Annotated in this window: 27 protein-coding genes; 22 read left to right on the top strand and 5 right to left on the bottom strand. The window is 69.5% G+C overall.

Going from position 1 to position 25,938, the window contains the following annotated elements:
* Nucleotides 1–35 precede the first annotated feature (35 nt).
* The 7 genes from nuoI to VJ976_RS04615 all read left to right on the top strand — a co-directional run bounded on the left by nuoI (nucleotide 36) and on the right by VJ976_RS04615 (nucleotide 7,861).
* The gene (gene nuoI / locus VJ976_RS04645) at nucleotides 36–683 is read left to right on the top strand and encodes an NADH-quinone oxidoreductase subunit NuoI (protein ID WP_324098957.1); all 648 of its coding nucleotides are present in this window, start codon (nucleotides 36–38) and stop codon (nucleotides 681–683) included.
* The gene (locus VJ976_RS04640; RefSeq protein WP_324098943.1) at nucleotides 680–1,528 is read left to right on the top strand and encodes an NADH-quinone oxidoreductase subunit J; all 849 of its coding nucleotides are present in this window, start codon (nucleotides 680–682) and stop codon (nucleotides 1,526–1,528) included. The genes nuoI and VJ976_RS04640 overlap by 4 nt, the downstream gene beginning before the upstream one ends.
* On the top strand, nucleotides 1,525–1,824 hold the full coding sequence (gene nuoK, locus VJ976_RS04635; protein ID WP_324098942.1) for an NADH-quinone oxidoreductase subunit NuoK: 300 nt from the start codon (nucleotides 1,525–1,527) through the stop codon (nucleotides 1,822–1,824). Before VJ976_RS04640 ends, nuoK (VJ976_RS04635) begins: the two co-directional genes overlap by 4 nt.
* A gap of 109 nt (nucleotides 1,825–1,933) precedes the next feature.
* Nucleotides 1,934–3,805 (top strand): NADH-quinone oxidoreductase subunit L, encoded by a 1,872-nt coding sequence (nuoL, locus tag VJ976_RS04630; protein ID WP_324098956.1) that lies wholly within the window; start codon nucleotides 1,934–1,936, stop codon nucleotides 3,803–3,805.
* Nucleotides 3,802–5,334 carry an NADH-quinone oxidoreductase subunit M gene (locus VJ976_RS04625; protein ID WP_324098941.1) on the top strand — a complete coding sequence of 511 codons (1,533 nt, stop codon included), beginning with the start codon at nucleotides 3,802–3,804 and terminating at the stop codon, nucleotides 5,332–5,334. The genes nuoL and VJ976_RS04625 overlap by 4 nt, the downstream gene beginning before the upstream one ends.
* The gene (gene nuoN / locus VJ976_RS04620) at nucleotides 5,334–6,851 is read left to right on the top strand and encodes an NADH-quinone oxidoreductase subunit NuoN (RefSeq protein WP_324098940.1); all 1,518 of its coding nucleotides are present in this window, start codon (nucleotides 5,334–5,336) and stop codon (nucleotides 6,849–6,851) included. The genes VJ976_RS04625 and nuoN overlap by 1 nt, the downstream gene beginning before the upstream one ends.
* Nucleotides 6,852–6,865: 14 nt before the next feature.
* Entirely contained in the window at nucleotides 6,866–7,861 is a 996-nt protein-coding gene (locus tag VJ976_RS04615) for a polyprenyl synthetase family protein (protein ID WP_324098939.1), read from the top strand.
* A gap of 53 nt (nucleotides 7,862–7,914) precedes the next feature.
* Here the strand turns inward: VJ976_RS04615 and VJ976_RS04610 are convergent, their stop codons facing one another.
* The 4 genes from VJ976_RS04610 to VJ976_RS04595 are packed head-to-tail and all read right to left on the bottom strand — an operon-like array spanning nucleotide 7,915 to nucleotide 13,159.
* Nucleotides 7,915–9,189, bottom strand: a complete 1,275-nt coding sequence (locus VJ976_RS04610; RefSeq protein WP_324098938.1) for a glycosyltransferase — start codon at nucleotides 9,187–9,189, stop codon at nucleotides 7,915–7,917.
* Between the two features lie 9 nt (nucleotides 9,190–9,198).
* Entirely contained in the window at nucleotides 9,199–10,200 is a 1,002-nt protein-coding gene (gene rarD / locus VJ976_RS04605; protein ID WP_324098937.1) for an EamA family transporter RarD, read from the bottom strand.
* Nucleotides 10,197–11,282: a 2-oxoacid:ferredoxin oxidoreductase subunit beta gene (locus VJ976_RS04600; RefSeq protein WP_324098936.1), complete on the bottom strand. Its 1,086-nt coding sequence runs from the start codon at nucleotides 11,280–11,282 to the stop codon at nucleotides 10,197–10,199. The genes rarD and VJ976_RS04600 overlap by 4 nt, the downstream gene beginning before the upstream one ends.
* Nucleotides 11,279–13,159, bottom strand: coding sequence for a 2-oxoacid:acceptor oxidoreductase subunit alpha (locus tag VJ976_RS04595; RefSeq protein ID WP_324098935.1), 1,881 nt, complete (start codon nucleotides 13,157–13,159; stop codon nucleotides 11,279–11,281). Before VJ976_RS04595 ends, VJ976_RS04600 begins: the two co-directional genes overlap by 4 nt.
* 88 nt (nucleotides 13,160–13,247) lie before the next feature.
* Between VJ976_RS04595 and VJ976_RS04590 the strand changes: the two genes are divergently transcribed.
* The 3 genes from VJ976_RS04590 to VJ976_RS04580 all read left to right on the top strand — a co-directional run bounded on the left by VJ976_RS04590 (nucleotide 13,248) and on the right by VJ976_RS04580 (nucleotide 15,697).
* Nucleotides 13,248–13,763: a low molecular weight protein-tyrosine-phosphatase gene (locus VJ976_RS04590; RefSeq protein WP_324098934.1), complete on the top strand. Its 516-nt coding sequence runs from the start codon at nucleotides 13,248–13,250 to the stop codon at nucleotides 13,761–13,763.
* Complete coding sequence (locus VJ976_RS04585) at nucleotides 13,760–14,620, top strand: fructosamine kinase family protein (RefSeq protein ID WP_324098933.1); 861 nt, start codon at nucleotides 13,760–13,762, stop codon at nucleotides 14,618–14,620. The genes VJ976_RS04590 and VJ976_RS04585 overlap by 4 nt, the downstream gene beginning before the upstream one ends.
* A 204-nt stretch (nucleotides 14,621–14,824) precedes the next feature.
* Entirely contained in the window at nucleotides 14,825–15,697 is an 873-nt protein-coding gene (locus VJ976_RS04580) for a fructosamine kinase family protein (protein ID WP_324098932.1), read from the top strand.
* Nucleotides 15,698–15,716: 19 nt separating this feature from the next.
* Here VJ976_RS04580 and VJ976_RS04575 read toward each other — a convergent pair whose 3' ends face one another.
* Nucleotides 15,717–16,712 carry a sugar-binding transcriptional regulator gene (locus tag VJ976_RS04575; RefSeq protein WP_324098931.1) on the bottom strand — a complete coding sequence of 332 codons (996 nt, stop codon included), beginning with the start codon at nucleotides 16,710–16,712 and terminating at the stop codon, nucleotides 15,717–15,719.
* Nucleotides 16,713–16,838: 126 nt separating this feature from the next.
* Between VJ976_RS04575 and VJ976_RS04570 the strand changes: the two genes are divergently transcribed.
* The 12 genes from VJ976_RS04570 to VJ976_RS04515 all read left to right on the top strand — a co-directional run.
* On the top strand, nucleotides 16,839–18,200 hold the full coding sequence (locus VJ976_RS04570; protein WP_324098930.1) for a sugar ABC transporter substrate-binding protein: 1,362 nt from the start codon (nucleotides 16,839–16,841) through the stop codon (nucleotides 18,198–18,200).
* Nucleotides 18,201–18,205: 5 nt separating this feature from the next.
* Nucleotides 18,206–19,156 carry a carbohydrate ABC transporter permease gene (locus tag VJ976_RS04565; protein WP_414693564.1) on the top strand — a complete coding sequence of 317 codons (951 nt, stop codon included), beginning with the start codon at nucleotides 18,206–18,208 and terminating at the stop codon, nucleotides 19,154–19,156.
* A 74-nt stretch (nucleotides 19,157–19,230) separates the two neighbouring features.
* Nucleotides 19,231–20,055: a carbohydrate ABC transporter permease gene (locus tag VJ976_RS04560; RefSeq protein ID WP_324098954.1), complete on the top strand. Its 825-nt coding sequence runs from the start codon at nucleotides 19,231–19,233 to the stop codon at nucleotides 20,053–20,055.
* Nucleotides 20,052–21,530 carry a mannitol dehydrogenase family protein gene (locus tag VJ976_RS04555; protein WP_324098929.1) on the top strand — a complete coding sequence of 493 codons (1,479 nt, stop codon included), beginning with the start codon at nucleotides 20,052–20,054 and terminating at the stop codon, nucleotides 21,528–21,530. Before VJ976_RS04560 ends, VJ976_RS04555 begins: the two co-directional genes overlap by 4 nt.
* A 176-nt stretch (nucleotides 21,531–21,706) precedes the next feature.
* Entirely contained in the window at nucleotides 21,707–22,063 is a 357-nt protein-coding gene (locus VJ976_RS04550; RefSeq protein ID WP_324098928.1) for an NADH-quinone oxidoreductase subunit A, read from the top strand.
* A 22-nt stretch (nucleotides 22,064–22,085) separates the two neighbouring features.
* The gene (locus VJ976_RS04545; RefSeq protein WP_414693567.1) at nucleotides 22,086–22,640 is read left to right on the top strand and encodes an NADH-quinone oxidoreductase subunit B; all 555 of its coding nucleotides are present in this window, start codon (nucleotides 22,086–22,088) and stop codon (nucleotides 22,638–22,640) included.
* A 32-nt stretch (nucleotides 22,641–22,672) separates the two neighbouring features.
* Nucleotides 22,673–23,257 (top strand): NADH-quinone oxidoreductase subunit C, encoded by a 585-nt coding sequence (locus tag VJ976_RS04540; RefSeq protein ID WP_324098926.1) that lies wholly within the window; start codon nucleotides 22,673–22,675, stop codon nucleotides 23,255–23,257.
* A 129-nt stretch (nucleotides 23,258–23,386) separates the two neighbouring features.
* The gene (locus VJ976_RS04535) at nucleotides 23,387–24,355 is read left to right on the top strand and encodes a complex I subunit 1 family protein (RefSeq protein WP_324098925.1); all 969 of its coding nucleotides are present in this window, start codon (nucleotides 23,387–23,389) and stop codon (nucleotides 24,353–24,355) included.
* The gene (locus VJ976_RS04530; RefSeq protein WP_324098924.1) at nucleotides 24,352–24,843 is read left to right on the top strand and encodes a 4Fe-4S binding protein; all 492 of its coding nucleotides are present in this window, start codon (nucleotides 24,352–24,354) and stop codon (nucleotides 24,841–24,843) included. Before VJ976_RS04535 ends, VJ976_RS04530 begins: the two co-directional genes overlap by 4 nt.
* Entirely contained in the window at nucleotides 24,840–25,403 is a 564-nt protein-coding gene (locus VJ976_RS04525) for an NADH-quinone oxidoreductase subunit J (RefSeq protein ID WP_324098923.1), read from the top strand. Before VJ976_RS04530 ends, VJ976_RS04525 begins: the two co-directional genes overlap by 4 nt.
* A complete protein-coding gene (gene nuoK, locus VJ976_RS04520) occupies nucleotides 25,400–25,702 on the top strand; it encodes an NADH-quinone oxidoreductase subunit NuoK (protein ID WP_324098922.1) in 303 nt (100 codons plus the stop codon). The genes VJ976_RS04525 and nuoK (VJ976_RS04520) overlap by 4 nt, the downstream gene beginning before the upstream one ends.
* On the top strand, nucleotides 25,699–25,938 hold a 240-nt coding region (locus tag VJ976_RS04515), incomplete at its 3' end, for a hypothetical protein (RefSeq protein WP_324098921.1). The genes nuoK (VJ976_RS04520) and VJ976_RS04515, both read left to right, overlap by 4 nt.

Here is a 25,938-nt window from a genome sequence, read left to right as displayed (position 1 = left end):
AGACCGGTGAGAACACCGACCGTGCCCATCCGATCATGCGTCAGGACGAGGGCCAGCAGCAGGAGAAGAAGAAGGGTTTCTTCGCCGAGATGCTCGCCCCCGTCGGGGGCTTCGGCGTCACGTTCAGCACCATGTTCCGCAAGGTGGACACCGAGGAGTACCCGGAGAAGCCGCGGCCCACCCAGGCGCGCTACCACGGCCGGCACCAGCTGAACCGCTACGCCGACGGCCTGGAGAAGTGCATCGGGTGCGAGCTGTGCGCCTGGGCCTGCCCGGCCGACGCCATCCTCGTCGAGGGTGCGGACAACACCGATGAGGCCCGCTTCTCCCCTGGAGAGCGCTACGGCCGCGTCTACCAGATCAACTACCTGCGCTGCATCTTCTGCGGACTGTGCATCGAGGCGTGCCCGACGCGAGCGCTGACCATGACCAACGAGTACGAGCTGGCCGACGCCGAGCGGGCCCCGTTGATCTACGAGAAGCATCAGCTCCTGGCCCCCATGGAAGACGGTATGCTGCGCGCGCCCCTGCCGATGGCGGACGGCATGGACCACCACGACTACTACATGGGTCGGGTCACCGGCTCGACGCCAGGCCAGCACGACTACGTGGCCGAGCGCGACGGAACGTCCGGTACCAGCAGTGACAACGGATCCGCGGAGGAACAGGAGGCCTACCGGTGAGCGGAGGCGAGGCGCTGCTTTTCTGGGTGCTCGGTCCGGCCGTGGTGCTCGGTGCGTTGGGTCTGCTGTTCGCACACAAGGCCGTCCATGCCGCGATGTCCACGGCTTTGGTCATGATCGGGCTGGGCATGTTCTACATCGCCCAGGATGCCGAGTTCGTCGGAATCATCCAGATCTTCGTCTACTCCGGCGCGGTGATCATGCTTTTCCTGTTCGTGGTCATGCTCGTCGGGGTCGACGCCTCCGACTCCCTTGTCGAGACCTTGCCGGGTCAACGGGTGTTCGCCTATATCTTCGCCCTGGTCTTCGCCGGCGCCATCGTCCTGGGCCTGGCACAGGTGCAGTGGCCCGAGCCGGTCGGTCTGACTGCGGTGCAGGAGGAAGGCAGCGTCACCGCCCTGGCCCGGGAGCTGTTCACACGCCAGGTCTTCGGCTTCGAACTGCTGGGGACGCTGCTCGTGATCGCGGTGATGGGCGCCATGGTGCTGGCACATCACGAGCGTCTGACCCCGGCACTGTCCCAGCGCACCCGGTCGGACCAGACGATCGCGCGGGGCACCTGGCTGTCCGGTAAGCCCAACCCGGGGGTCTACGCCCGGCACAACGCCGCCGACACCCCGGCCCTGCTCCCGGACGGCACTCCGACCGAGGACTCGGTGCCGCGGGTGCTGGTGGCCCGCGGGCAGATGGGATCGGCGGATACCTACTCCCGTTCCACCGGCCAGGCGTACGACGCGATCGGATACAGCGACGCCGAGAACGATGCCGCGCAGGCCGAGGGCGTCGGTCAGCCGGCCGACGGAGCCGAGGGCCGGGACACGGGCAGCGCAGGTGCCCGCTCATGAGCCTTGCCGCCTACATCTACCTGGCTACCGTCCTGTTCACCATCGGCGCGCTCGTCGTGCTCACCCGGCGGAACAGTGTGGTGGTGTTCATGGGGGTCGAGCTCATGCTCAACGCCTGCAACATCTCCCTCGTGACCTTCTCGCGCATGCATGGCACGCTGGACGGACAGGTCTACGCCCTGTTCATCATGGTGGTCGCTGCCGCCGAGGTCGTCGTGGGGCTCGCCATCATCATGTCCATCTTCCGCGCCCGTCGGTCCGCATCCGTGGACGACGCCAACCTTTTGAAGCTGTAGAGGAGCTGGCCTGAAGGTGACTGCGCTGACGACTGCCGGCTTCGTGCTGGCCGATCCGAGTGCCGCCCGTGCCACCGAGGCCGGCGGCCTGGCGGGGTTCGGCTGGTTGATGATCGCGTTGCCGCTGCTCGGCGCGGCCGTGCTGCTCATCGGAGGCAAGGCGACCAACTCGTTCGGGCCGCTGCTGGCGGTGGCCCTGTCCTGGGGCAGCTTCGTGGTCGGTCTGGGCATCCTGATCCAGCTGGCCGGGAGGGGCGAGGAGGAACGCTCGCTGTCCGTCCAGCTGTGGGACTGGGTCTCGGCCGGAGAGCTCAGCGTCAACGTGGGCCTCTTGCTCGACCCGTTGTCGCTGACGTTCGTCATGCTCATCACCTTCGTCGGCTCCCTGATCCACGTGTACTCCCTCGGCTACATGGAGCACGACGAGGACAAGCGCCGCTTCTTCGGCTACCTCAACCTCTTCGTCGCGGCCATGCTCATCCTGGTGCTGGCCGACTCCTACCTGCTGCTGTTCGTGGGCTGGGAGGGTGTGGGCCTGGCGTCCTACCTGCTGATCGGCTTCTGGAACTACCGCCCGGCGTTCGCCAGCGCCGCCAACAAGGCCTTCATCGTCAACCGGATCGGTGACCTGGGCCTCATTACCGCGATGGCGGTGCTGTTCGCGAGCTTGGGCTCCCTCGACTTCGCCACCGTGCACGGCGAGGCCGACAGCATGAGCCAGGGCACGTTGCTCGCGGTCGGGCTGCTCCTGCTGCTCGGCGCGTGCGGAAAGTCGGCCCAGTTCCCGCTGCAGTCCTGGCTCGGCGACGCGATGGCCGGCCCGACGCCGGTCTCGGCACTGATCCACGCCGCGACCATGGTCACCGCCGGGGTCTACCTCATCGCCCGCAGCCAGGCCATCTACGACCTCACCCCGGACGCCCGCCTCGCGGTGGCCGTCGTGGGCACGATCACCCTGGTCTACGGCGCGATCGTCGGCTGCGCCAAGGACGACCTCAAAAAGGCGCTCGCCGCCTCCACCATGAGCCAGATCGGCTACATGATGCTGGCGGTGGGGCTCGGGCCGCTGGGCTACCTCTACGCGATCTTCCACCTGCTGACCCACGGGTTCTTCAAGGCCGGGATGTTCCTCGGGGCCGGCTCGGTGATGCACGGGATGAAGGACCAGGTCGACATGCGAGGCTTCGGCAACCTGTCCTCGAAGATGAAGATCACCTGGATCACCTTCGCGTGCGGCTTCGTGGCCATCATCGGCGTGCCGTTCACGTCCGGCTGGTTCTCCAAGGACTTCATCATCGAGACCGCGTTCATCGACCAAGGGGAGGGCGCCTGGCGGCCGTGGGTGTTCGGTGGCGCGGCGCTGATCGCGGCCGGCGTCACGGCCTTCTACATGTCGCGGTTGTTCTTCATGACCTTCCACGGCAAGGCCCGCTGGGCGGACGACGTCGACCCGCACGAGTCGCCGCTGACCATGACCGTGCCGATGATGGTGCTGGCCGTGGGCTCCCTCTTCCTGGGAGCAGCGCTGTACCCGACCGGCATCCTGTCCGCCTGGTTGGACCCGGTGTTCGGCCACGCCGAACACCCGGAGCCCGTCATCCCCGTGCTGCTCATCCAGGTGCTGGCCTTCCTGTTGCTCCTCGTGGGTGCGGGGCTGGCCTGGCTCATGTACTGGCGACGTGACGTTCCGACGACCGCACCCGAAGGGACCTTCGTGACCAAGGCCGCTCGTCGTGACCTCTTCCAGGACGACTTCAACGAGGTGTTCCTGCGCTCGCCTGGAGAAGGTCTGGTGACCATGACCACCGCTGCCGACCGCGACGTCGTCGACGGCGGAATGGTGGCCAAGACCGCCGGTGGGGTCGCCGTCATGTCCCGGACCCTGCGGAACACGCAGACCGGGTTCGTGCGCAACTACGCCATGACCATGCTCGTCGGCATCGTCGGTGTCGTGATCGCGGTGCTGGTGATGCAGCTATGAGCGGCGTCCCCTGGCTGAGCATCCTGGTCCTCATCCCGTTGCTCGGCGGAGTGCTGGTGGCGCTCCTGCCGCGCGGCTTCGCCAAGGTCCGCGAGGTGGCCCTCGGCGTCTCGTTGCTGACCCTGGTGGCCGGGGTCGTCACCGCGTTGCAGTTCCAGGCCGGCGGGAGCCAGCAGTTCCAGCTCACCGAGACCTACACCTGGATCCCGCAGTTCGGGGTCAGCTACGCGGTGGGCGTCGACGGCATCGCGCTGGCCATGATCCTGCTCGGGGTCGTGCTGGTGCCGATCTGCCTGCTCGCCGCCTGGGACGACGTGGCTACGGGGTCGGGTCGCCGTCAGCACGGCTACTTCGCGCTCATGCTCGTCCTCGAGGCGCTCATGATCGGCGTCTTCGCCGCCACCGACGTCTTCTTGTTCTACGTCTTCTTCGAGGCGATGCTCATCCCGGTCTACTTCCTCATCGGCTCCTTCGGGGGGCCGGGGCGGGCGAAGGCGGCCACGACCTTCCTGATCTACTCGCTCTTCGGCGGGCTGATCATGCTGGTGGCCGTGATCGCGGTCTACCTCCAGGGCCCGGGGGGCGCGGACGGCTTCCTCGTCGAGCGGCTGACCGGGCTCGAGTTCGGAACCTGGGTGGAGCGGCTGCTCTTCCTCGGCTTCTTCATCGCCTTCGCGATCAAGGCGCCGATGTGGCCGGTGCACACCTGGCTTCCGCACGCGGCCAGCGAGGCGCGTCCGGCCACGTCGGTGCTGCTGGTCGGGGTGCTGGACAAGGTCGGCACGTTCGGGATGATCCGGTTCTGCCTGCAGCTGTTCCCCGATGCCAGCCGCTGGGCGGCGCCTGCCGTCATGGCCCTGGCCGTGTTGTCCATCCTCATCGGCGCGGCGCTGGCCATCGGGCAGCGGGACATGATGAGGCTGATCGCCTATACCTCGATCAGCCACTTCGGCTTCATCGTGCTCGGCATCTTCGCGGTGACCACGGTCAGTACCACCGGTTCCACGCTCTACATGGTCAACCATGGCTTCACCACGGCGGCCCTGTTCCTGATCGCCGCGATGTTCATCGCCCGCCGCGGCTCCCGGGACATCATGGACTTCGGTGGCTGGCAGCGCGTGACGCCGGTGATCGCCGGGTCGTTGTTGGTCGCGGGCTTGTCGGGTTTGGCGCTGCCCGGCCTGAACAGCTTCGTCTCCGAGTTCATGGTCATCATCGGGACCTACCAGCGATACCCGGTGTATGCCGTCGTCGGAGCCTTCGGCGTCATCCTCGCCGCGCTCTACATCCTGCTGTGGTACCAGAAGGTCGCCACCGGTCCGAAGCCCGAGGACTACGCATCGACCCCGGACATGACCCGACGGGAGAAAGCGGTGGTCGCGCCGCTCATCGCCGCCTTCCTCTTCCTCGGCTTCTACCCCAAGCCGGCGCTGGACATGTTGGAGCCCGCGGTGGGAACCACCCTGCAGTACGTCGGGGTGAGCGACCCGGCGCCGAGCGCGGACGCCGCCGAAGGGAGTGAGGGCTGATGATGTTCCAGGCTCCGGACATCTCCTACCTGGCGTTGTTGCCGTTGCTCATCGTCTTCGGAGGTGGGCTGGTCGGGGTGGCCGTCGAGGGCTTCGCGGGGCGCAGCATGCGCTACCCGGTGCAGATGCCCCTGACGGTGCTGACGCTGCTGGCCGCGCTGGCCGCGGTGATCTTCGTGGCTCCGAACCACCGTGGACTGACCGCCGCCGGGGCGGTGGCGGTCGACGGCCCCGCGCTGCTCTTGCAGGGCCTGGTGCTGGCACTGTCGACCATCGGTGTGCTCGTGATGAGCGAGCGACTCGGCGGGAGTGCGCCGGATGCCTTCACACACGCCGGAGTGTCGGTACCGGGCTCGGCCGAGGAGGCTCTGGCCACGAAGGTCGGTGCGACCACGACGGAGGTCTACCCGCTGACGCTCTTCGGCGTGGGTGGCATGATGCTCTTCCCGATGGCCAACGACCTCATCGTGATGTTCATCGCGCTGGAGATCCTGTCGCTGCCGCTGTATGTGATGTGCGGACTGGCCCGCCGTCGTCGGCTGCTCAGCCAGGAGGCGTCACTGAAGTACTTCCTGCTCGGCGCGTTCTCCTCGGCCTTCTTCCTCTTCGGCGCCTCGTTCGTGTACGGGTACGCGGGGTCGATGCGGTTCGACGAGATCGCCGCATCGATCAGCAGCGAGGTCGGCATGGACGGGCTGCTGCTGCCGGGTCTGCTCCTGCTCGCGACCGGCCTGCTGTTCAAGGTGGGCGCGGTCCCCTTCCACGCATGGGTCCCGGATGTCTACCAGGGCGCACCCACTCCCGTCACCGGGTTCATGGCCGCGGTCACCAAGGTGGCAGCGTTCGGTGCGTTGTTGCGTGTCTTCTACGTGGCCGGTGAGTCCGCACGGCTGGACTGGCAGCCGGTGCTGGCCGGCGTGGCGGCGGTCACGATGGTCGTCGGTGCTGTGATGTCGGTGGGTCAGAACGACGTCAAGCGCATACTGGCCTACTCCTCGATCGCCCACGCGGGCTTCATCCTGGTCGGGTTCCTCGCGTTGGACTCCGCGGGGGTCTCCGGCACCATGTTCTACCTCGCGGCCTACGGGTTCATGACGATCCCCGCCTTCGCGATCGTCACGCTGGTCCGCTCGTCCGGGAGCGAGGCCACGCAGGTCGCGCAGTGGGCCGGGCTGGCCAAGACCAACCCCTGGATCGCGGCCGGCTTCAGCTTCCTACTCCTCGCGTTCACCGGTATCCCGTTGACCTCCGGCTTCACCGGCAAGTTCGCGGTGTTCTCCGCGGCCATCGCCAACAACGGCGCGTGGCTGGCGGTGGTCGGTGTGCTGGCCAGCGCCGTGACCGCCTACGTCTACTTCCGCTTGATCGTGACCATGTACTTCGGCGAGCACACCGGCGAGGCGGTAGCCGTGCAGGCCTCCTCGTTGACCACGTTCGCGGTGGCCATCGGGCTGCTGGTCACGCTCGGTCTCGGCGTCATGCCGTCCCCGATGTTGGAGCTGGCCCAGCAGGCCTAGCAGTTCATCCGGTGATGGAGCGCGCCCCGACCCTGCTCCCGGGCGCCGAGGAGGACCTGCACCAGCGTCTGTTCGACGGACTCGAGGCGGTCGACGCCCGGCTTCGTGCGGTCGTCGATCATGAGGACCCGTTCATCTCCGAGGCGGCAGGCCATCTGGCCGCGGCCGGGGGCAAGAGGTTCCGGCCGCTGCTGACCCTGCTGTGCGCCGAAGTGGCAGAGGGGATCAACCCCCTGGTGGTCGAAGCGGCCACCGGGGTGGAGCTGACTCACCTGGCCTCGCTGTACCACGACGACGTGATGGACGAGGCCGAGCTGCGGCGCGGGGTACAGAGCGCAAACGTGCGGTACGGCAACGCCACCTCCATCCTGGTCGGTGACCTGTTGTTCGGCACCGCGTCCTCGGTGATCGCCGAGCTCGGCCCCGAGGCGGTCAGGGTGCAGGCGGCCACCTTCGTACGCCTCTGTGCGGGACAGATCCGCGACGAGCGCCCGCCGACCGCCGGAATGGACCCGGTGGACTACTACCGCTCGGTACTCGCCGACAAGACCGGCTCGCTGATCGCCACCTCGGCTCGCTACGGGGCCATGTTCGCCGGGGCCGAGCCTCGAGTGGTCGAGCTGCTGACCGCTTTCGGAGAACGTCTCGGCATCGTGTTCCAGATGTCGGACGACGTCCTCGACGTCGTCTCCGACGCGTCGGACTTCGGCAAGGAACCGGGTGCCGACCTGCGGGAAGGCAAGATCACACTGCCCATGCTCTTCGTGCTGTCCGAGCCGCCGAACGGCGACGAGCGGCTGCGCGATCTGCTGGGCTCTCCGCTCACCGACCCGGGCGAGGTCGCCGAGGCGGTCTTGCTGTTGCGCGAGCATCCGGCGATGGAGCGGGCGCGCGACCATCTCGCACAGCTTGCGCGGGAGACGCGGGCGCTGTTGGACGACGTCGGTTCCTCTCCTGCCGTGGAGGCGCTGCGGGGTCTGGTCGACGAGGTCGTCGAGCGCAACCAGTAGCCGACCGGGCGAGGGCCTGCCCTGTCGAGGAGGGCACGTGGGTCCGGCCCGGTCTACCCCTCCAGTGCGGCCACGGCGTGGCCCACTCCGGTCTCGCTCCGGACCGTGTCGGCCAGGGCCGCTGCGGCGCGACGCCGCTGCTGTGCGTGCTCGCCGTCGACGACGTGGCGCACCGACCGGGCCAGCCGGCGTGGCTGCAGACCGGTGCGGCGCAACGGGGCCGCGGCCACGCCGAGGGCGTGGACACGGCGTGCCCAGTAGGGCTGGTCACCCATATGCGCGACCACCACCTGGGGCACTCCCGAGCGGATGGCTGACCCGGTCGTCCCGGCTCCGCCGTGGTGGACGACGGCGTCGCAGTGGCTGAAGAGCCACGCATGGGACAGGCCCTCGGCCACGGTCACGTGCTCGTGCGGAAGCAGGTAGTTCGCCATGCCCGACCATCCCGGCCCGATCACGGCGTGGACACCGGCCCGGTCCGCGGCGCTCAGCAGCAGGTCGAGAGTGCCGCGGGGGTCGGTGGTCGTCATGCTCCCGAAGCCGAAGTAGACCACCGGGCGCCCGGCCGCCCGGGCGCCGGCGAAACGCTCCTGGATGTCGTCGTGCGCCTCGCTCCACGACGGCCACCCGTACGGCGGCCAGTATCCGGTGACGTGCAGCGTCGGCTGGTCACCCGCCGGTGGCACGACACGGGGGCTGGCTCCGAGCAGCACGGGAACGCTCGTGAGCTGTCGGTGCAGCCACCCCGGGCTGCTGCGGCGGTGGCCCAGCCGCGCCCGCACCTCGTCCCCGGGCACGCGCAGCAGCCGGTAGGAAGCCGTGAGGACCGCTTGCCCGGCCCAGGCGTTCGCCGCCAGAGTGCGGTCCGGACGCAGGGCCGTGGGCGTGCTGGGGCCGTGCCGGCTCGGGAGCACGGGCGTGAGCAGGGCCACGGCGTGACGTTGCCCCCGGGCCGCGGCCAGGCTGGCGCAGGCGTCGGCGGTGAGGATCCCGCTGACGACCAGGTCGGCCTCTCGGGTCTGGTCCCACAGTCCGTCCACGAGTGGGCCGGCGAAGACGCGCAGAACGCGTTGGAGCGCGCGACCTTCGCCCACGATGGTGCGGTGTCCGCCGAGCCAAGCCCGGCCCACGGGCGACTCAGCCGCCTGGCGCACCGAGATCTCGAACGCGGCGTGGCGCAGGCCAGCATCGGTCACCGTGCCGCCGAAGTCGCGGCTGGCCAGCACGGTGACATCGTCGCCGGCGTCGGCCAGACCGCGGCCCAGGCTCACGAGAGGCGTGACGTCTCCGCGCGATCCCCACGCCACCAGGGTTACTCGCCGGCCCATGCCGCGAGCCTACGGTGCCGGGGCAGCCGTGGTCCTGGTCCGGCGGCGGCTCCGTCTCGCGGTGACGAGCGAGTCCGTCGACAGCACCACCAGCGCCGTCCACACCAGAGCGAAGCCGACCCACCGTGAGCTGGGCATGGACTCACCGAGCAGGAGCACCGCGCAGAGCAGCTGCAGGACCGGGGTGAGGAACTGGAGCAACCCGACCGTGCTCAGCGGGATCCGCCGCGCGGCGGCGGCGAACCAGAGCAAGGGCACCGTGGTGGCCACGCCGGCTCCGAGGAGCAACAGGGTATGGGCCCAGCCCTCAGTGGTGAACGTGTCCTGCCCCGTGAGGATGAGGTACGACAGCACCCCGAGCGCCAGCGGCGAGACGACCATGGTCTCGGCCGTGAGCGACTGGATGGCGGACAGCGAGACGCCCAGGTGCTTCTTCACCAAGCCGTAGCTGGCGAAGGAGAACGCCAAGGCGAGCGAGAGCCACGGCGGCGCCCCGTAGTCGAAGCTCAGGTAGGCGGCAGCGACAGCCCCGAGCGCCACCGCGACCCACTGGGCTGGGCGCAGGTGCTCCCGGAGCACGAGCACTCCGAGAGCCACCGTGACCAACGGGTTGAGGAAGTATCCCAGTGCTGCCTCGGTGACGTGCCCGGTGAGCACCGCCACGATGTAGAGGGTCCAGTTGGCGGCGATCAGTGCCCCGGCGAGGCCGACCACGAGCAGGGTGCGCCGCGAGGCGAGGGTGCGTCGCAGCAGGCGCAGCTGGCCGAGCACCATGACGACGAGCAGGCACAGCAGGAACGCCCACAGGACTCGATGCACCAGCACCTCCAAGGCACCGGCGGGACGCAGTGCCGAGAAGTACAGGGGGAACAGGCCCCAGGCACCGTAGGCCGCGAGGCCGTACGCCGTGCCGCTGGCTCGATGCCCGACGCCCAGATCTGCCGTCGAGGACGTGGAGGAGTCGGGGGAGGCTCCGGTGGTGGAGGAGGCGGGGGGAAGAGCCTCGCTCACCCGGTGACGGTCCAGGTGTCCTTGCCGCGCAGCAAGGAGTGCAGCTCTTCGTCGCTGGTCGCTCCCGGCGACGACGCGCGTGCGCCTTCGACCTGCGCCCGGACCTGGTCGTCGTAGGTAGCCCGCTCGACCTGCCGGAAGATGCCCATCGGCACGTGGGTCATGGCGCGGTCGTCCAACCGGGAGAGGGCGAAGGCCTGGGTCGGGTCCTCCGCCGCGGCGTCGTGGGTCACCACGTCGGCGGGGTCGGCGTCACTCTCCGGCACCACTGTCAGCGCGGAGCCGTCGCGTACCACCACATGGTCCTCCCCGACTCGCACCGGTGCCCCGTCGCTGAGATAGGCGATGCGGGCCCGTCCCTCAGAGCGGTCCTTGATCAGCTGGAACGCCCCGTCGTTGTAGATCGGGCAGTTCTGGTAGATCTCGACCAGGGAGGTGCCGCGGTGGGCCGCAGCGGCGCTGAGCACTTCGGTCAGGTGAGCGCGGTCGGAGTCGAGGGTGCGAGCCACGAACGTTCCCCCCGCCCCGAGGGCCAGAGAGATCGGGTTGAACGGGTGGTCGACCGACCCGACGGGGGTGGACTTGGTCACCGTACCCACATCCGAGGTGGGCGAGTACTGGCCCTTGGTCAGGCCGTAGATCTTGTTGTTGAACAGCAGGATCGTGAGGTTGACGTTGCGGCGCAGCGCGTGGATGAGGTGGTTCCCACCGATGCTCAACGCGTCCCCGTCGCCGGTGACGACCCAGACCGACAGGTCCCCCCGGGAGGTCGCCAAGCCGGTCGCGATGGCCGGGGCCCGCCCGTGGATGGAGTGCATGCCGTAGGTGTCGAGGTAGTAGGGGAACCGGGAGGAGCACCCGATGCCCGAGACGAAGACGATGTTCTCGCGGCGCAGGCCGAGGCCGGGCAGGAAGGACTGGACGGCGGCCAGCACCGCGTAGTCACCGCAGCCGGGACACCAGCGCACCTCCTGGTCGGAGGTGAAGTCCTTCTTGGTGGCCGGTGGCTGCTCGGAGCCGACGCGGGGAACCCCGTGGGTGCCTTCGCCCGGCATTCCGAGGTCCACGAGCTGCTCAGTCATGACGACCTCTCCGGTAGTGACATCGCGTGGTGGTGCAGGACCTCGGCCAGGTCGGTCGCGGCGAACGGCAGACCTCGGACCGCGGTGTGGGACTGCACGTCGACCAGGTAGCGGCCACGCAGCAGCAACGCCAGCTGGCCCAGGTTCATCTCGGGCACGATCACCCGCTCGTAGCGACGCAGCACCTCGCCGAGGTTGCCTGGGAAGGGGTTGAGGTGCCGCAGATGGGCGCGCGCGATCTCGCTGCCCGCTCCGCGGGCCAAGCGCGTGGCGGCACGGATCGGACCGTAGGTCGAACCCCAGCCCAGCACGAGCACGCGAGCGCGCCCGCTGGGGTCGTCGACCACCACGTCCGCGATGGTGTCGGCGATCCTGTCGACCTTCTGCGCGCGCAGACGGACCATCCGGTCGTGGTTGTCCGGGTCATAGGAGATGTGTCCGGTCACATCGGCCTTCTCGATCCCTCCCACGCGGTGCTCCAGCCCGGCGGTGCCGGGGATCGCCCACGGGCGGGCGAGAGTCCGGGGGTCGCGGAGGAAGGGATGGAACACCGGCTCGCCGGAGGGGTCGCTGGCGTTGTGCTCGACGGCGAACTCCACGTCCAGCGACGGAAGGTCGGCGACCTCCGGCACGGCCCAGGGCTCGGAGCCGTTGGCCAGGTACCCGTCGGACAGCAACATCACCGGCGTGCGGTAGGTGGTGGCGATGCGCACCGCCTCCAGTGCCGCGTCGAAACAGTCGCTCGGCGACTGGGCGGCCACCACCGCGACGGGTGACTCACCGTTGCGGCCGTACAGCGCCTGGAGCAGGTCGGCCTGCTCGGTCTTGGTGGGAAGCCCGGTCGAGGGGCCGCCGCGCTGGATGTCGATGACGATGAGCGGCAGCTCGGTGGCCACCGCCAGCCCGATCGTCTCGGCCTTCAACGCCAGCCCCGGCCCGGAGGTCGTCGTCACCCCGAGCGCCCCGCCGTAGGCCGCGCCCAGCGCCATCCCGACGGCGCCGATCTCGTCCTCGGCCTGCAAGGTGGTGATGTCGAACCGCTTGAGGCCGGACAGCGCGTGCAGCACGTCGGAGGCGGGGGTGATCGGGTAGGAGCCGAGCACCATGGGCAGCCCGGTGCGATGGGCGGCGCTGGCCAGACCCAGCGCCATGGCCTGGTTGCCGGTCACCGTGCGGTAGGTCCCCGGCGCCATCGGGGCCGGAGCGACCTCGAAGCGCACCGCGAAGTCCTCGGTCGTCTCACCGTAGGCGTGCCCGGCCCGCAACGCGGTGAGGTTCGCCTCGAGCACCTCCGGCTTGGCGGCGAACTTGGCGCGCAGGAAGGCCTCGGTGCCCTCCAAGGGCCGGGAGTACAACCACGAGAGCAGCCCGAGCGCCAGCATGTTCTTGGCGCGCTCCTTCTCCTTGCGGCTCAGCGTGAAGTCCTCCAGTGCACGGATCGTCATGCCGGTCAGCGCCAGGGGGTGCACGTGCCAGGACTCCAGGCTGTCGTCCGTGAGTGGGTCCACCGCGTAGCCGACCTTGGCCAGGTTGCGCTTGGTGAACTCGTCCGTGTTGGCGATCACGGTGGCCCCCCGGGGGACGTCGCCGATGTTGGCCTTCAACGCGGCGGGGTTCATCGCGACCAGGACGTCGGGCGCGTCGCCGGGGGTCAGCACGTCGTGGTCGGCGAAGTTGAGCTGGAAGCTGGAGACCCCCGGCAACGTGCCCTGCGGCGCCCGGATCTCGGCCGGGAAGTTCGGCAGCGTCGAGATGTCGTTGCCCAGCGAAGCGGTCTCGGAGGTGAAGCGGTCACCGGTCAGCTGCATTCCGTCCCCGGAGTCACCCGCGAATCGGATGACGACACGGTCCAGCCGGCGGGTTTGCTTGGTGCTCATACTGAGGACAATGTTACGGGAGCGTAAGTTAATCCTTGAATCCGAGCAGGATGTCGGGCCACCGGGCCCGATGCTTGAGACTGGGCGCATGCGTCTGTGCTTCGTCTGTCTCGGGAACATCTGTCGGTCACCAGCGGCTGAGGCGCTCACCCAGCATCTGCTGGACGAGCGCGGCGAGGACGACCGGCCGGGCGACCTCGCCGGTTTGCAGGTGAGCTCGGCCGGCACCGGCCCGTGGCATGTCGGCGAGGAGCCGCACCCGCACATGCTGACCGAGGCGAGACGGCGCGGCATACCGGTCGATCATCGGGGCTACCAGTTCTCGACGCAGGACTTCGCCGACGTCGACCTCATCGTCGCCATGGACGCGGGCAACGTCGATGACCTCGCTGGTCTGGCCCCGGACGAGAGCGCCCGGGTCAAGATCGTCCGGCTGGGCTCCTTCGCGCCGGGCGACGACGGTCACCGTTGGGCAGGCGAGGAAGGCGACGACGTGCCGGACCCCTACGGCCAGCCACCCCGGGCCTTCGCCGAGATGTTCGACCAGCTGGAGCCGGCCTGCCGGGGCCTGCTGGACTGGCTGGGTAGTGGACGAGCGCGGTGAACACGCGGGACGTCGACCCGCCTCGGGAGGTGCTGGACGCCTGCTCGGTCACTTCGTGGCGACCGGTCGGCGGGGGGTCGATCGCTCATTCCTACCGGGCGCAGACAGCGGACGGGCCGATCTTCGTCAAGACTCTCGCCGACCCCGCGCCGCAGTTCTTCGAGCGTGAGGCGGCCGGGCTGCGTGCCCTCGCGGTGCCCGGGGGCCCTGATGTGCCGGAGGTGGTCTACGAGCACCCGCGGGCCCTGGTGCTGCGCTGGATCGAACCCGGCGGGGGTGGTGGCCCGGCGCAGGAGGAGGAGTTCGGTCGCCGTCTCGCGGCGCTGCACGCTCGGACCGCTCCCCACTTCGGGGCGGTGGACGGCTCGTCCCGGGGCTATCTGGGATCGGTGCCGCTCGATCTCACCCCGCGTCCGACCTGGGCGTCCTGCTACCTCGAGCACCGCGTCTACCCCCTGGCTCGACAGGCGCACGCGCGCGGTCTGCTCGATGCCTCCGAGCTGGAACGGGTCGAGCGGATGAGTGCGGATCCGCAGGCGTGCGGGCCGCCCGAGCCGCCGGCCCTGGTGCACGGCGACCTCTGGCCGGGCAACCGCGTGGTGGACACAGCGGGACGGGGGTGGCTCATCGACCCCAGCGCGCAGTACGGGCACCGCGAGCTCGACCTGGCCGTCATGCGGATGTTCGGTGGTTTCAGCGGGCGCGTGTTCGCGGCCTACGAGGAGGTCTTCCCGCTGACTCACGGCGCCGCGGCCCGGGTGCCTGTGCACCAGCTCGCCATGCTGCTGGTGCACGTGCTGCTCTTCGGCCGGGGGTACCTGCCCAAGGTGACCCAGGCCCTGCGTCCCTGGGCCTGAGCCACCCCGGCCGGTCCGCCCATGGGCCGGGCCGGCTCTCGCTCGGCCCGGGCCTCGATGAGGGTCTGAGCCACGGCGTCGGCATGCTCCCGGGCCACCGTGCCCTGTCGACGCGGTCGGAGTCCGGCCACGGTGCCCTGGCCCGCGCGCCGGGCAGTGTGCCGGCTTCGTGCCTGCACCGGAACCTGGGTCACACTGGTGGCCGTGCCCTCGCGTTTCGACCTGCCTGCGGAGCTGACCGACGGGCTGGACGTGCAGAGCCTGCGTCCGGTCCACGGCGGCCTCATCGCCCAGGTCTACCGGGCGCAGACGCCTACTGGCCCGGTGTGCATCAAGACGATGCGGCAGCAGGCGGAAGGCCTGTTCAGCCAGGAGGCACAGGGACTTCGCGCCTTGGCGCGGACCGGCACCGTGCCGGTTCCCACGGTTCTGCGTCACCGTCGGACCGGGCTGGTGCTGCAATGGGTCGAACCGGCGCCCCTCGGCGTCACGTGCTCGGCCAAGGCCGCGGAGCGCTTCGGTCGCGAGCTCGCGGCCCAGCACGCCCACCACGGCCCCCGTTTCGGCGCGATCGACGGCGCCCGGACCGGCTACCTGGGCGTGATGCAGCTGGACCTCAGTGCCACCGACAGCTGGGCCGAGAGCTTCCTGCACGCGCGCGTGGTGCCCCTGGTCCATCGCGCGGTCCGCGAGGAGCGGATGGACCCCGGTGTCCTGTCCCGGGTGGATGCGCTGTTGCGACGGGCCGAAGAGGTGTGTGGGCCTCCTGAGGAGCCCGCTACCGTCCATGGGGACCTGTGGCACGGGAACGTCCTGCTGGCCGAGGACGGCAGACAGTGGATGGTGGACCCCAGCGTCCAGTACGGGCACCGGGAGCTGGACCTGGCCTTCATGCGCCTGTTCGGCGGCTTCGACGACCGCGTCTTCTCCGCCTACCAGGAGGTCTCTCCGTTGGCCGAGGCGTGGCAGGAGCGGGTTTCGTTGCACCAGCTACTTCCGCTGTTGGTCAACGCCCTGGTCTTCGGGCACTCGTGCCAGGCCTCCGTCTCGGCCCGGCTCTCCCGGCTGGGGGTGTGAGCGGGCCGACCGCGTGGAGTCAGTCCGGCCGGTCCAGCAGCGCCTGAGCCAGCGCCGCGTCGGTCACCAGGCTCGTGATGAGCCCTCCGCGGGCGGCCGCAGCCACGGCCGCAGCTCGCGGACGTCCAGCCGTCAAGGCGATCACGTGGGGCACGGCGTGCAGGTGCTCATAGGAGATGGTGATCATGCGCTCGGAAAGGTCGGTGTGCACCGGCGCGCCCTCGGCGTCGTAGAACACCCCTGCCGCCTCCCCGATGGCGCCCGACCGGGTGATGCTGCGTCGGTCGTCCTCGCCGATGAGGTCGTAGATCAACGAGTGGTGCTCGCTCCAGGCACCCACGCCGACCACCGCGTGGGTGACCGTGGTGGCGGCCGCCAGGGTCTGCGCCACGCTTGCCTGCCGCCGCAGATTCCGGGTGGTCTCGGTGTCGTCCAGGATGAACGGCGCGTGGAAGATGCGTGAGGCGCCCCCGCTGGCCCGAGCCGTGGTGCGCACCATGTCCACGGCCGTCGCGTCCATGCCCGGCATCTCGACGGCCCCGCTGAGCTGCACGACCTCGACCAGCGGGATGTCGGTGAGGGACTTGGTCATCGCCAGTGTCGACCTCGACCACGGCAGCCCGAGGACGTCGCCGGCGGTGAGGATCTCTCCCAGCAGGTCCGCGGCGACCTGACCGAGCGCGACGCGGTCCTCGACCGGGGTGGAGGGCCGCCCGGCCAGGACGGCGCAGTGCTCGAAACCGTACTGCTCCTTCACGGCGGCGGACAGGTCGAGGTCCACGGTGCCGGGGCTGATGATCTCGATGCGCACCATGCCGCACTCGCGGGCAGCCTCCAAGAGTCGGGCGACCTTGAACCGGTTCACCCCCAGGCGCTCACCGATCTCGATCTTGGAGTCGCCGTGCAGGTAGTGCCGTCGGGCCACGATCGCGGCCAGCACCGCCTCGGAGGGACCCATCGCGGGCACGGCGTCCACCTCCGGTCGTCGGGTGACTACGGCGGATGCCGTAGCCACAGCTGGGATCACAATACGGCGGGAACCATTGACAGCGACCCTTCGACCGCAGTTTACTCGACAGTGCGCAAAGGTGCTCATATGAGCGTGCGCCCTGTTTCGACTCATCTACAAGGAAGTAGACCGATGCGACGACGCCGTCCCCTCATCGTGGCTATGGCCCTCACCACCGGCGTAACCTTGGCCGGCTGTTCCGGTGCGGGAGGAGGTGGAGGCGGCTCCTCCGACGGCGGGGACGGGGGTGGCACCGTGCGGGTGCTGCAGGTGAACAACCCGCAGATGGTCGACCTGGAGAAGCTGACCCCGGAGTTCTTCACCGAGGAGACCGGCATCAAGGTCGAGTTCACCACGCTGCCCGAGAACGACGTCCGCGACCAGATCAGCCAGGAGTTCTCGTCCCAGGCCGGCCAGTACGACGTGGCCTCGCTGAGCAACTTCGAGATCCCCATCTACGCCGAGCGTGGCTGGGTGGCCAACATGGACGACTACATCGACGAGGACAGCGAGTTCAACCAGGACGACATCCTGGGCCCCATGCAGGAGTCCCTGTCCTACGACGGGTCGGTCTACGGCCAGCCGTTCTACGGTGAGTCCTCCTTCACGATGTACCGCCAGGACATCTTCGACAACGAGGGCTTGGAGATGCCGGACGAGCCCACCTGGGACGAGGTCGCCGACCTGGCCGAGCAGCTCGACGGCGCCGAGCAGGGGATGTCGGGCATCTGCCTGCGGGGCCTGCCCGGCTGGGGCCAGGTCCTGGCTCCGATGACCACCGTGGTCAACACCTTCGGAGGGACCTACTTCACCGAGGACTGGGAAGCGAAGGTGGACGCGCCGGAGTTCAGCGAGGCGGTCACCTTCTACACCGACCTCGTGCGTGACTACGGCCAGTCCGGTGCCGCCCAGTCCGGGTTCACGGAGTGCCTCAACAACGTGACCCAGGGCAACTCGGCGATGTGGGTCGACGCCACCTCCGCCGCCGGGTCGCTGGAGGCCGGGGACTCTCCGGTCGCGGGCAAGATGGGCTACGCGGCCTCGCCGGTGAAGGAGACGGACTCCTCGGGCTGGCTGTACACCTGGGCCTGGGGCATCGAGGAGGCCAGCAGCAACAAGGACGCCGCCTGGGAGTTCATCTCCTGGGCCTCCAGCGCGGAGTACGAGGAGCTCGTCGGTCAGGAGGTCGGCTGGGCGCAGGTCCCCGCCGGCAAGCGTTCTTCGCTGTACGAGAACCAGGACTACCTGGACGTCGCAGGCGCCTTCGCCGAGCCGCAGCGCGCGGCCATCGAGGCGGCCGACCCCAACGACCCCGGGGTGCAGCCCCGGCCGGCTCCCGGGATCCAGTTCGTCGGGATCCCCGAGTTCCCGGACATGGGAACCCAGATCAGTGAGGACATCAGCTCGGTGATCGCCGGTCAGATGAGCGTCGACAAGGCCCTGACCAACGGGCAGCGGCGCGCTGAGAACGTGGCCGAGAGCTACCGGGAGTAGCAGGCGTGTCTTCGACAACCACGGCGACCGAGGTGGAGGACGACACCACGTCGTCCTCCACCCGGTCCTCCACGTTGAGCCGGTCCGCCCGTTGGGCCCGTCGGGCGCCGCTGCTTCCGGCGCTGATCTTCGTCATCATCCTCACGCAGGTCCCGATGATCGTCACCCTGATCATCTCCTTCACCAACTGGGTGGCGTTCCGTCCCGATGACCGTGGGTTCGCCGGGCTGGACAACTACCGCGCGGTCTTCGGAGACCCCGAGGCGCGCAGTGCCGTCTTCGTCACCATCATCCTGACCGTCACCGTGGTCCTGGCTTCCCTGCTGATCGGGCTCGGGATCGCGTTGCTGCTGGACCGCCAGTTCTTCGGCCGGGGGATCGTGCGCACCATGATGATCACGCCCTTCCTCATCGTGCCGGTCGCTGCGGCGCTGGTCTGGAAGCACGCCCTGTACAACCCGAGCTACGGGTTGTTCAACGGGATCCTGCGACTGCTGTTCGGTGAGAACGCCCCGACCAGGGACTGGATCAGCTCCAACGCGCTGATCGCTATCGAGGTCTCGCTGATCTGGCAGTGGACGCCGTTCATGATGCTGATCCTGCTGGCCGGGCTGCAGTCCCGGCCCATGGACGTCGTGGAGGCGGCGAGGATCGACGGCGCCAACGCGTGGCAGATCTTCTTCCACATGACGCTGCCCCACCTGCGGCCCTACATCGAGCTGGCCGGGCTGCTCGGCGCGATCTACGTGGTGCAGAACTTCGACCACGTGTTCACGCTCACGGCGGGTGCGCTGGGCACGGCCAACCTTCCGTACCACATCTACCAGACCCTGCTCAGCGCCCAGGACTACGGCGAGGCGTCCGCGGCCGGTGTGGTGACCGTCTTCGGCACCATCATCATCGCGATGTTCGCGCTGAAGACCGCGTTCAGCCTGTTCCAGGAGGAGAGCCGATGAGTAGTACCGAGCAAGAGGACCTCACGGCGGGCGAGCAGAAGAAGCAGGAGGAGCGCGTCGAAGAGGTGCAGCAGATGAACCGCAAACCGCGGTCCACCTCCACCATCGTTTTCGGCCTGCTCGCCTGGCTGATCGGGCTGACCTTCGTCGCGCCGGTGCTCTGGATGGTGCTCACGTCGTTTCATGCCGAGACCGACGCCGCGACCAGGACGCCGAACTTCTTCGCGCCCCTGGTCCTCGACGGCTACCGCAGCTTCTGGAACGCCGGCCCGCTGCCGCCGCTGATCAACTCCGCCACGGCCAGCCTGGTCTCCACCGCGCTGGTCATCCTGCTCGCCTTTCCGGCGGCGTACGCCCTGTCGATCAAGCGCATCGACAAGTGGACGGACGTGATGTTCTTCTTCCTGTCCACCAAGATGCTGCCGATCGTCGCCGCGATCCTGCCGCTGTACCTGATCGCGCTCGAGCTGAACCTGCTGGACAACATCTTCACGCTGGTGTTCCTCTATACCGCCATGAACCTGCCCATCGCGATCTGGATGCTGCAGTCCTTCCTGGCCGAGGTCCCGGTCGAGATGCTGGAGGCGGCTCAGGTGGACGGGGCCGGGCTGATCCGCACTCTGGTGTCGGTGATCGCCCCGGTCGTCATGCCCGGCATCGCCGCGGCCGCGCTGATCTGCTTCATCTTCAGCTGGAACGAGCTGCTGATCGCGCGGGTGCTGACCTCTACCGTAGCCGGAACCGCCCCGGTGTTCCTCACCGGCTTCGTGACCAGCCAGGGGCTGTTCCTGGCCCAGGTGTGCGCCGCGTCGGTGGTCATCTCGCTGCCGGTGCTCGTGGCCGGCTTCGCGGCGCAGGACAAGCTGGTGCAGGGCCTGTCGATGGGAGCGGTCAAGTGACCCGGTTGAGCCAGTCCACCCTGGATGACCTCGACGAGTCGGTGGGGATTCCCGGCTACGACCGCACGCAGGTGACCCGCGGCATCGTCCACTTCGGGGTCGGCGGCTTCCACCGTGCGCACGAAGCGATGTACACCGACCTGGTCCTGGCCGAGGGCGGGGACCTGTCGTGGGGCATCTGCGGCGTCGGGGTGCTCGAGCACGACCGGCGGATCGTCGAGACGCTCAACGATCAGGACGGTCTGTACACCCTGGTGCAGAAGCACCCGGACGGTCAGCTCGAGTCCCGGGTGATCGGGTCGATCATCGAGATGCTGTTCGCGCCCGACGACCCGCAAGCGGTCATCGACGCGATGGCCGACGAGCGCACCCGCATCGTCTCGCTGACCATCACCGAGGGCGGCTACCTGGTCAACCAGGTGACCGGTGAGTTCGACGAGGACGACGAGTCGATCCAGGCGGACCTGGCCGAGGGTGCGGTGCCGACCACCGCCTTCGGGTTCATCGTGGCGGGGCTCCAGGCGCGGCGTGCCGCCGGCCTCGAGCCGTTCACCGTGATGTCGTGTGACAACCTGCCCGGCAACGGCAACATCGCGCGCAAGACGATCACGGCGTTCGCCCGCCTCAAGGACCCCGAGCTCGCGGAGTGGATGAGCGAGCACGTGCCGTTCCCCAACTCGATGGTGGACCGCATCACGCCGGTGACGACGGAGGACGACATCTCCGCGCTCCGGGAGAGCATCGGGGTTGAGGACGGCTGGCCCGTCTTCTGCGAGCCGTTCACGCAATGGGTTCTGGAGGACCGCTTCGCCGCAGGTCGTCCACGGTGGGACTCCGTGGGGGTGCAGATCGTGGAAGACGTCGAGCCGTTCGAGCTGATGAAGCTGCGACTGCTCAACTCCGGCCACCAGGCCATCGGCTACCTCGGGTACCTCGCCGGGCACACCTACGCCCATGAGGTGGCTCAGGACCAGCTGTTCGCCGACTTCGTCCTGGGCTACATGGAGCACGAAGCCACCCCGACCCTGCCGCCCGTGCCGGACACGGACCTGGCGGACTACCGCCAGACCCTGGTCGACCGGTTCGCCAACCCCGAGGTCCGGGACACGTTGGCCCGCCTCTGCGCCGAGAGCAGCGACCGCATCCCCAAATGGCTCGTGCCGGTCATCCAGCAGAACCTGCACGATGACGGGGAAATCGAGCGCTCCGCGCTGGTGGTGGCGGCCTGGGCCCGGTACGCCGAGGGCAGCGACGAGCAGGGCGAGCCCATCGAGGTGGTCGACCGGCTGAAAAGCAGGGTGATGGCCGCAGCGGCCAAGCAGCGTGACGACGACCCCCTGGCGTTCCTGCGCGACGGCGACCTGTTCGGTGACCTGGTCACCAACGAACGGTTCACCGACGTCTACGCCCGCCATCTCGACTCGCTGCACACCAAGGGAGCCCGGCAGACGCTGGAGGACCTGGTCTCGGGGTGAGGCTCACCATCGGGCCGGCGCGTGCGAGATCTCGCGCACCATAGTCGGCCGCCGGGCAGCCGTGTGAGGGCGGCTGCCCGGCGGCGCACCATGGTCCCGTTCACCGGCTGAGGGCGCGGCTAGGGTGTCTGCATGGCCCCGAGCAGAGTCCGGCTTCCTTCTCGGCAGGACCGCCGATGAGCGACTACGCAGTGCTGGGCTTCGTCGTCCTGCTGGGCGTCCTGCTCGTGGTGGCGGCCGGCGTGGGACGGCGGTTGCTGGCTCCGAGCCACGTCACGGTGGCCAAGCTGACGACGTACGAGTCCGGCGTGGACCCTGTGGGCCGGGGTTGGAGCCAGGGCAGCCTGCGGTACCTGGTCTTCGCGTTCCTGTACGTCGTGTTCGCGGTCGACGCCGTCTACCTGTTCCCGTGGGCGCTGGTGATCCGCACCGACCTGGGGGTGGCCTCCCTGGTGGAGATGGGCATCTTCATCGGCGTTCTCGTCCTGGGGCTCGCCCACGCCTGGCGACGCGGTCTGCTGACATGGTGGTAGCCCGATGAGCACCGACCTGCCCATGCCTCGCGTCGGCCCGGCGGCCGACCGGGCGCCGGCGGTCGTGCGTGTGGTGCTCAACTGGGGCCGCCGGTACTCGCTGTGGGTGTTCAACTTCGGTCTTGCGTGCTGCGCCATCGAGTTCATCGCCACCTCGATGGCCCGTCACGACTTCATCCGTCTGGGGGTGATCCCGTTCGCGCCCGGACCGCGCCAGTCCGACCTCATGGTCGTCTCCGGCACGGTGACCGACAAGATGGCTCCCTCCATCCGCAGGCTGTACGACCAGATGCCCGAACCGAAGTACGTCATCTCCTTCGGCGCGTGCTCGAACTCCGGTGGGCCCTACTGGGACTCCTACAGCGTCACCAAGGGCGTCGACCAGCTCGTCCCGGTCGACGTCTACGTGCCCGGTTGTCCGCCCCGCCCCGAGGCCCTGCTCCATGGGATCGCCACGTTGCAGTCCCAGATCGCCTCTGCGCGGCCCGGTCGGGCGCGCGACCCCCGGGCCGGCGCCACCGCCGCGACCCTGTCGCGGGGCACCGTGACGCCCCCGGGCGACGGGCCCGGGAAATGATCGAGCTCGCTCCCGGAGCGCAGAGCCTCACTGTGGCCCCGACGCAGTGGCTGAGCCAGGCCCGCGCTTGCGCGCAAGCGGGCTTCGCCTTCTTCGACTGGCTCTCCGCGGTGGACCACACCGGGGCCCGCGGGGACGGCACCACCGCTGACGTCGAGGACGGGGACGAGGAGGGTCGCGAGCCGGGGTTCCTGTTGGTGGCACACCTGATGGCCGTGGGGCCGCAGGCCCCCCGACCCCTCGCCCGGGTGCTGCTGCGCACCCTGGTACCGGACGGGACGGCGGTCGACAGCCTGACCCCGGTGTTCGCCGGCGCCGCGTGGCACGAGCGCGAGACGCACGAGATGTTCGCCGTCCCGTTCACCGGCTTCGACGACGGGACGGGCGCGGGTCTGCGCCCGTTGCTCCTGCCGCCAGGCTTCGAGGGCGCTCCGCTGCGCAAGTCCTTCGTGCTCGCCGCGCGGGCGTCCAAGGCCTGGCCCGGCGCCAAGGAGCCGGGCGAGTCGAGCGAGGGTGGCCCCGCCCCGGCTCGTCGGGGTGGCCGCCGGCGCAGGCTCTTGCCTCCCGGCGTCCCCGACCCCTCATGGGGCCCACGCCCGGCGACCGAAGGACCCTAGGCCACGCCGCCTCGAGACCTGTCAGCGATGCTCGTGGGGCTGGAGTCGACGCGCCCCGGGGCAGGGCGCACCCCGCGGGAGGGTGTGAGTTCACCGGATCAACCCGTGCTCTCGGTAGGCTGACCGACGATGCTCGCCGACCTCCCCTTCGCCGTTGAGGCAGCCCTCAAGGCTGTGGTGGTCCTGGGTGCGTTCCTGACGCTGCCGCTGCTCATCGGCCAGACCGAGCACAAGGTCATGGCCCACATGCAGGGTCGGCTGGGGCCGATGGAGGCCGGCTTCCACGGGGTGGGCCAGCTGGTCGCGGACGGGATCAAGTTCGCCCAGAAGGAGGACATCACTCCAGCGGCCGCGGACCGCCACGTCTTCCGGCTGGCGCCGGCCGTGGCCCTCGTGCCCTATCTGGTGGCGATGGCGCTGGTGCCGCTGTCCGCGACCTGGGTCGCCGCCGACGTACCTGCTTCCTTGCTCGTGGTGCTGGCGGTCACCTCGGTCGGGGTCCTGGGGACCCTGATGGCCGGTCTCGGCAGCGGCAACAAGTACTCCCAGCTCGGCGGGATGCGGGCGGGAGCCCAGCTGGTGAGCTACGAGCTCCCCCTGGTGCTGGCGGCAGCGTCGGTGGCGCTCGCGGCCGGCACGCTGTCGTTGGTGGGGGTCATCGAAGCGTGGAGCCCGCTGTGGCTCCTCTGGCAGCTGCCGGCGGCCTTCGTCTTCCTGGCCAGCGCGGTCGCCGAGCTGCAGCGCACCCCCTTCGACGCGCCGATCGCGGACGCTGAGATCGTCTTCGGGCCCTTCACCGAGTACTCCGGGCTGCGATTCGCGTTGTTCCTTCTGGCCGAGTACGCGGGGATCGTGGTCTTCTCGGTGCTCTTCGCCGTGCTCTTCCTCGGCGGTCCGGCCGGCCCGTGGTCGCAGACGATGGGCCCGGTGTGGACGCTGGCGAAGGGCTTCGCGGTCGCCGTGGTGGTGCTGTGGCTGCGTATCGCCTGGCCGCGAGTGCGCGAGGACCAGCTGCAGCGCTTCGCCTGGACGGTGCTGCTCCCGGTGGCGCTGGGCCAGCTCGCGTTGACCGGCGTCGGGGTGGTGGTCTGGGCATGAAGGGGATGCTGAGGGGGCTGGCCACCACCGCGCGAACGCTGGCCTCGCGGGGGCATACCCGGCAGTACCCCCACGTCGAGCCGGACCTGCCGGACCGCTCGCGCGGTGTCATCGCCCTGCTGGCCGAGAACTGCACGTCCTGCATGCTGTGTGCCCGGGAGTGTCCGGACTGGTGCATCTACATCGACAGCCACAAGGAGACCACCGAGCCCGGCCCCGAGGGTGGCCGGGCGAAGACGCACAACGTGCTCGACCGCTTCGACATCGACTTCTCGCTGTGCATGTACTGCGGGATCTGTATCGAGGTATGTCCGTTCGACGCCTTGTTCTGGGCGCCCGACTTCGCCTACGCCGAGGGGGACATCCGAAACCTGCTGCACGACAAGGACCGTCTCGGGGGCTGGATGGAGCACGTCCCGCTCGCCGAGCTCCCAGCGGAAGTGGCCGCGGCGCGCCGGCCTCCGGGCTCGCCCGAGGAGGAGGCGTGACGCTGCGCGACGGAGTGTTCCTGGGCATCGGCCTGCTGACGAGCCTCGCCGCCGTCCTGTCGGTCACCTCGAGCCGCGTGCTGCACGCGGCGCTGTGGTTGGTCGTGACCCTGGGGGGCGTGGCGGGCTGCTACCTGGCACTCGGTGCCGAGCTCGTCGCCCTGGTGCAGCTGCTCGTCTACGTGGGGGGCGTGGTGGTGGTGCTGTTGTTCGCGCTCATGCTCACCCGGGCGCAGGGTCCTGAGGTCGTGCCCGTCGACGTCTCCCGGGCCCGCCGGGTGCTCGCCGCGTGGGTCTCGGCGGGGCTGACCGTGGTGCTGGGCTGGGCCATGGTCGCGCTCGTGGGCTGGGAGAGTCGTGGCCTCGCCGGGCCGGGGAACGCCGACATCGGTGCCCAGATCTTCGACACCTGGGTCTGGCCGTTCGAGCTCCTGTCGCTGCTGCTGCTGTTGGCGTTGGTCGCGGCCATCGCCGTGGCCCGGGGAGCAGGCGTCACCGAGGACACGCAGACCCGCACCGGCGGTGCGCACCGCGGCTCCCGCGAGGCGGGGGCGGGATGAGCCCGGCGCTGCCGATCCTGTTGGCCGCCGTCCTCGTGGGTGCCGGCACCTACGGCGTGCTGGCCCGTCGCCACGCCGTGCTCATGGTCATCGGCGTCGAGCTCATCCTGGCCGGTGCGGGGATGGTCCTGATCGCCGCGGGCACCTTCGAGCCGGACGACTACGCCTCGGGGGCGGTGCTGACCATGTTCGTGATCACCATCGCGGCGGCCGAAGTGGTGCTCGCGCTGGCCGTCTTCGTCGCCCTCTACCGCGCGCGTGGACATGTCGACCTGCAGCCGGATGAGGCCAGCGAGTGAACTGGCTGCCCTGGCCCGACGTCACCCTGCCCCACCTGCCGACGTTCACCCTCCCGCTTCCCGACCTCCCCGTGCCGCCGGGCGCCCCGGCCCAGTGGTCGCTGCTGGTTCCGCTGCTCACGGCGGTGCTCTGCCTGGCCGCGCCGGTCCGATGGGCCCGCGCGGTGGCCTGGCTGGTCATCGCGGCCGGCGCGGTCGGCGTCCTGGTCGGCGGCTGGCAGCTGGCCACGGTGGAC

The sequence above is a fragment of the Ornithinimicrobium sp. genome (genome assembly GCF_035267225.1).
Taxonomy (GTDB): Bacteria; Actinomycetota; Actinomycetes; order Actinomycetales; family Dermatophilaceae; genus Ornithinicoccus.
This window is presented reverse-complemented; position numbering and strand designations above follow the sequence as displayed.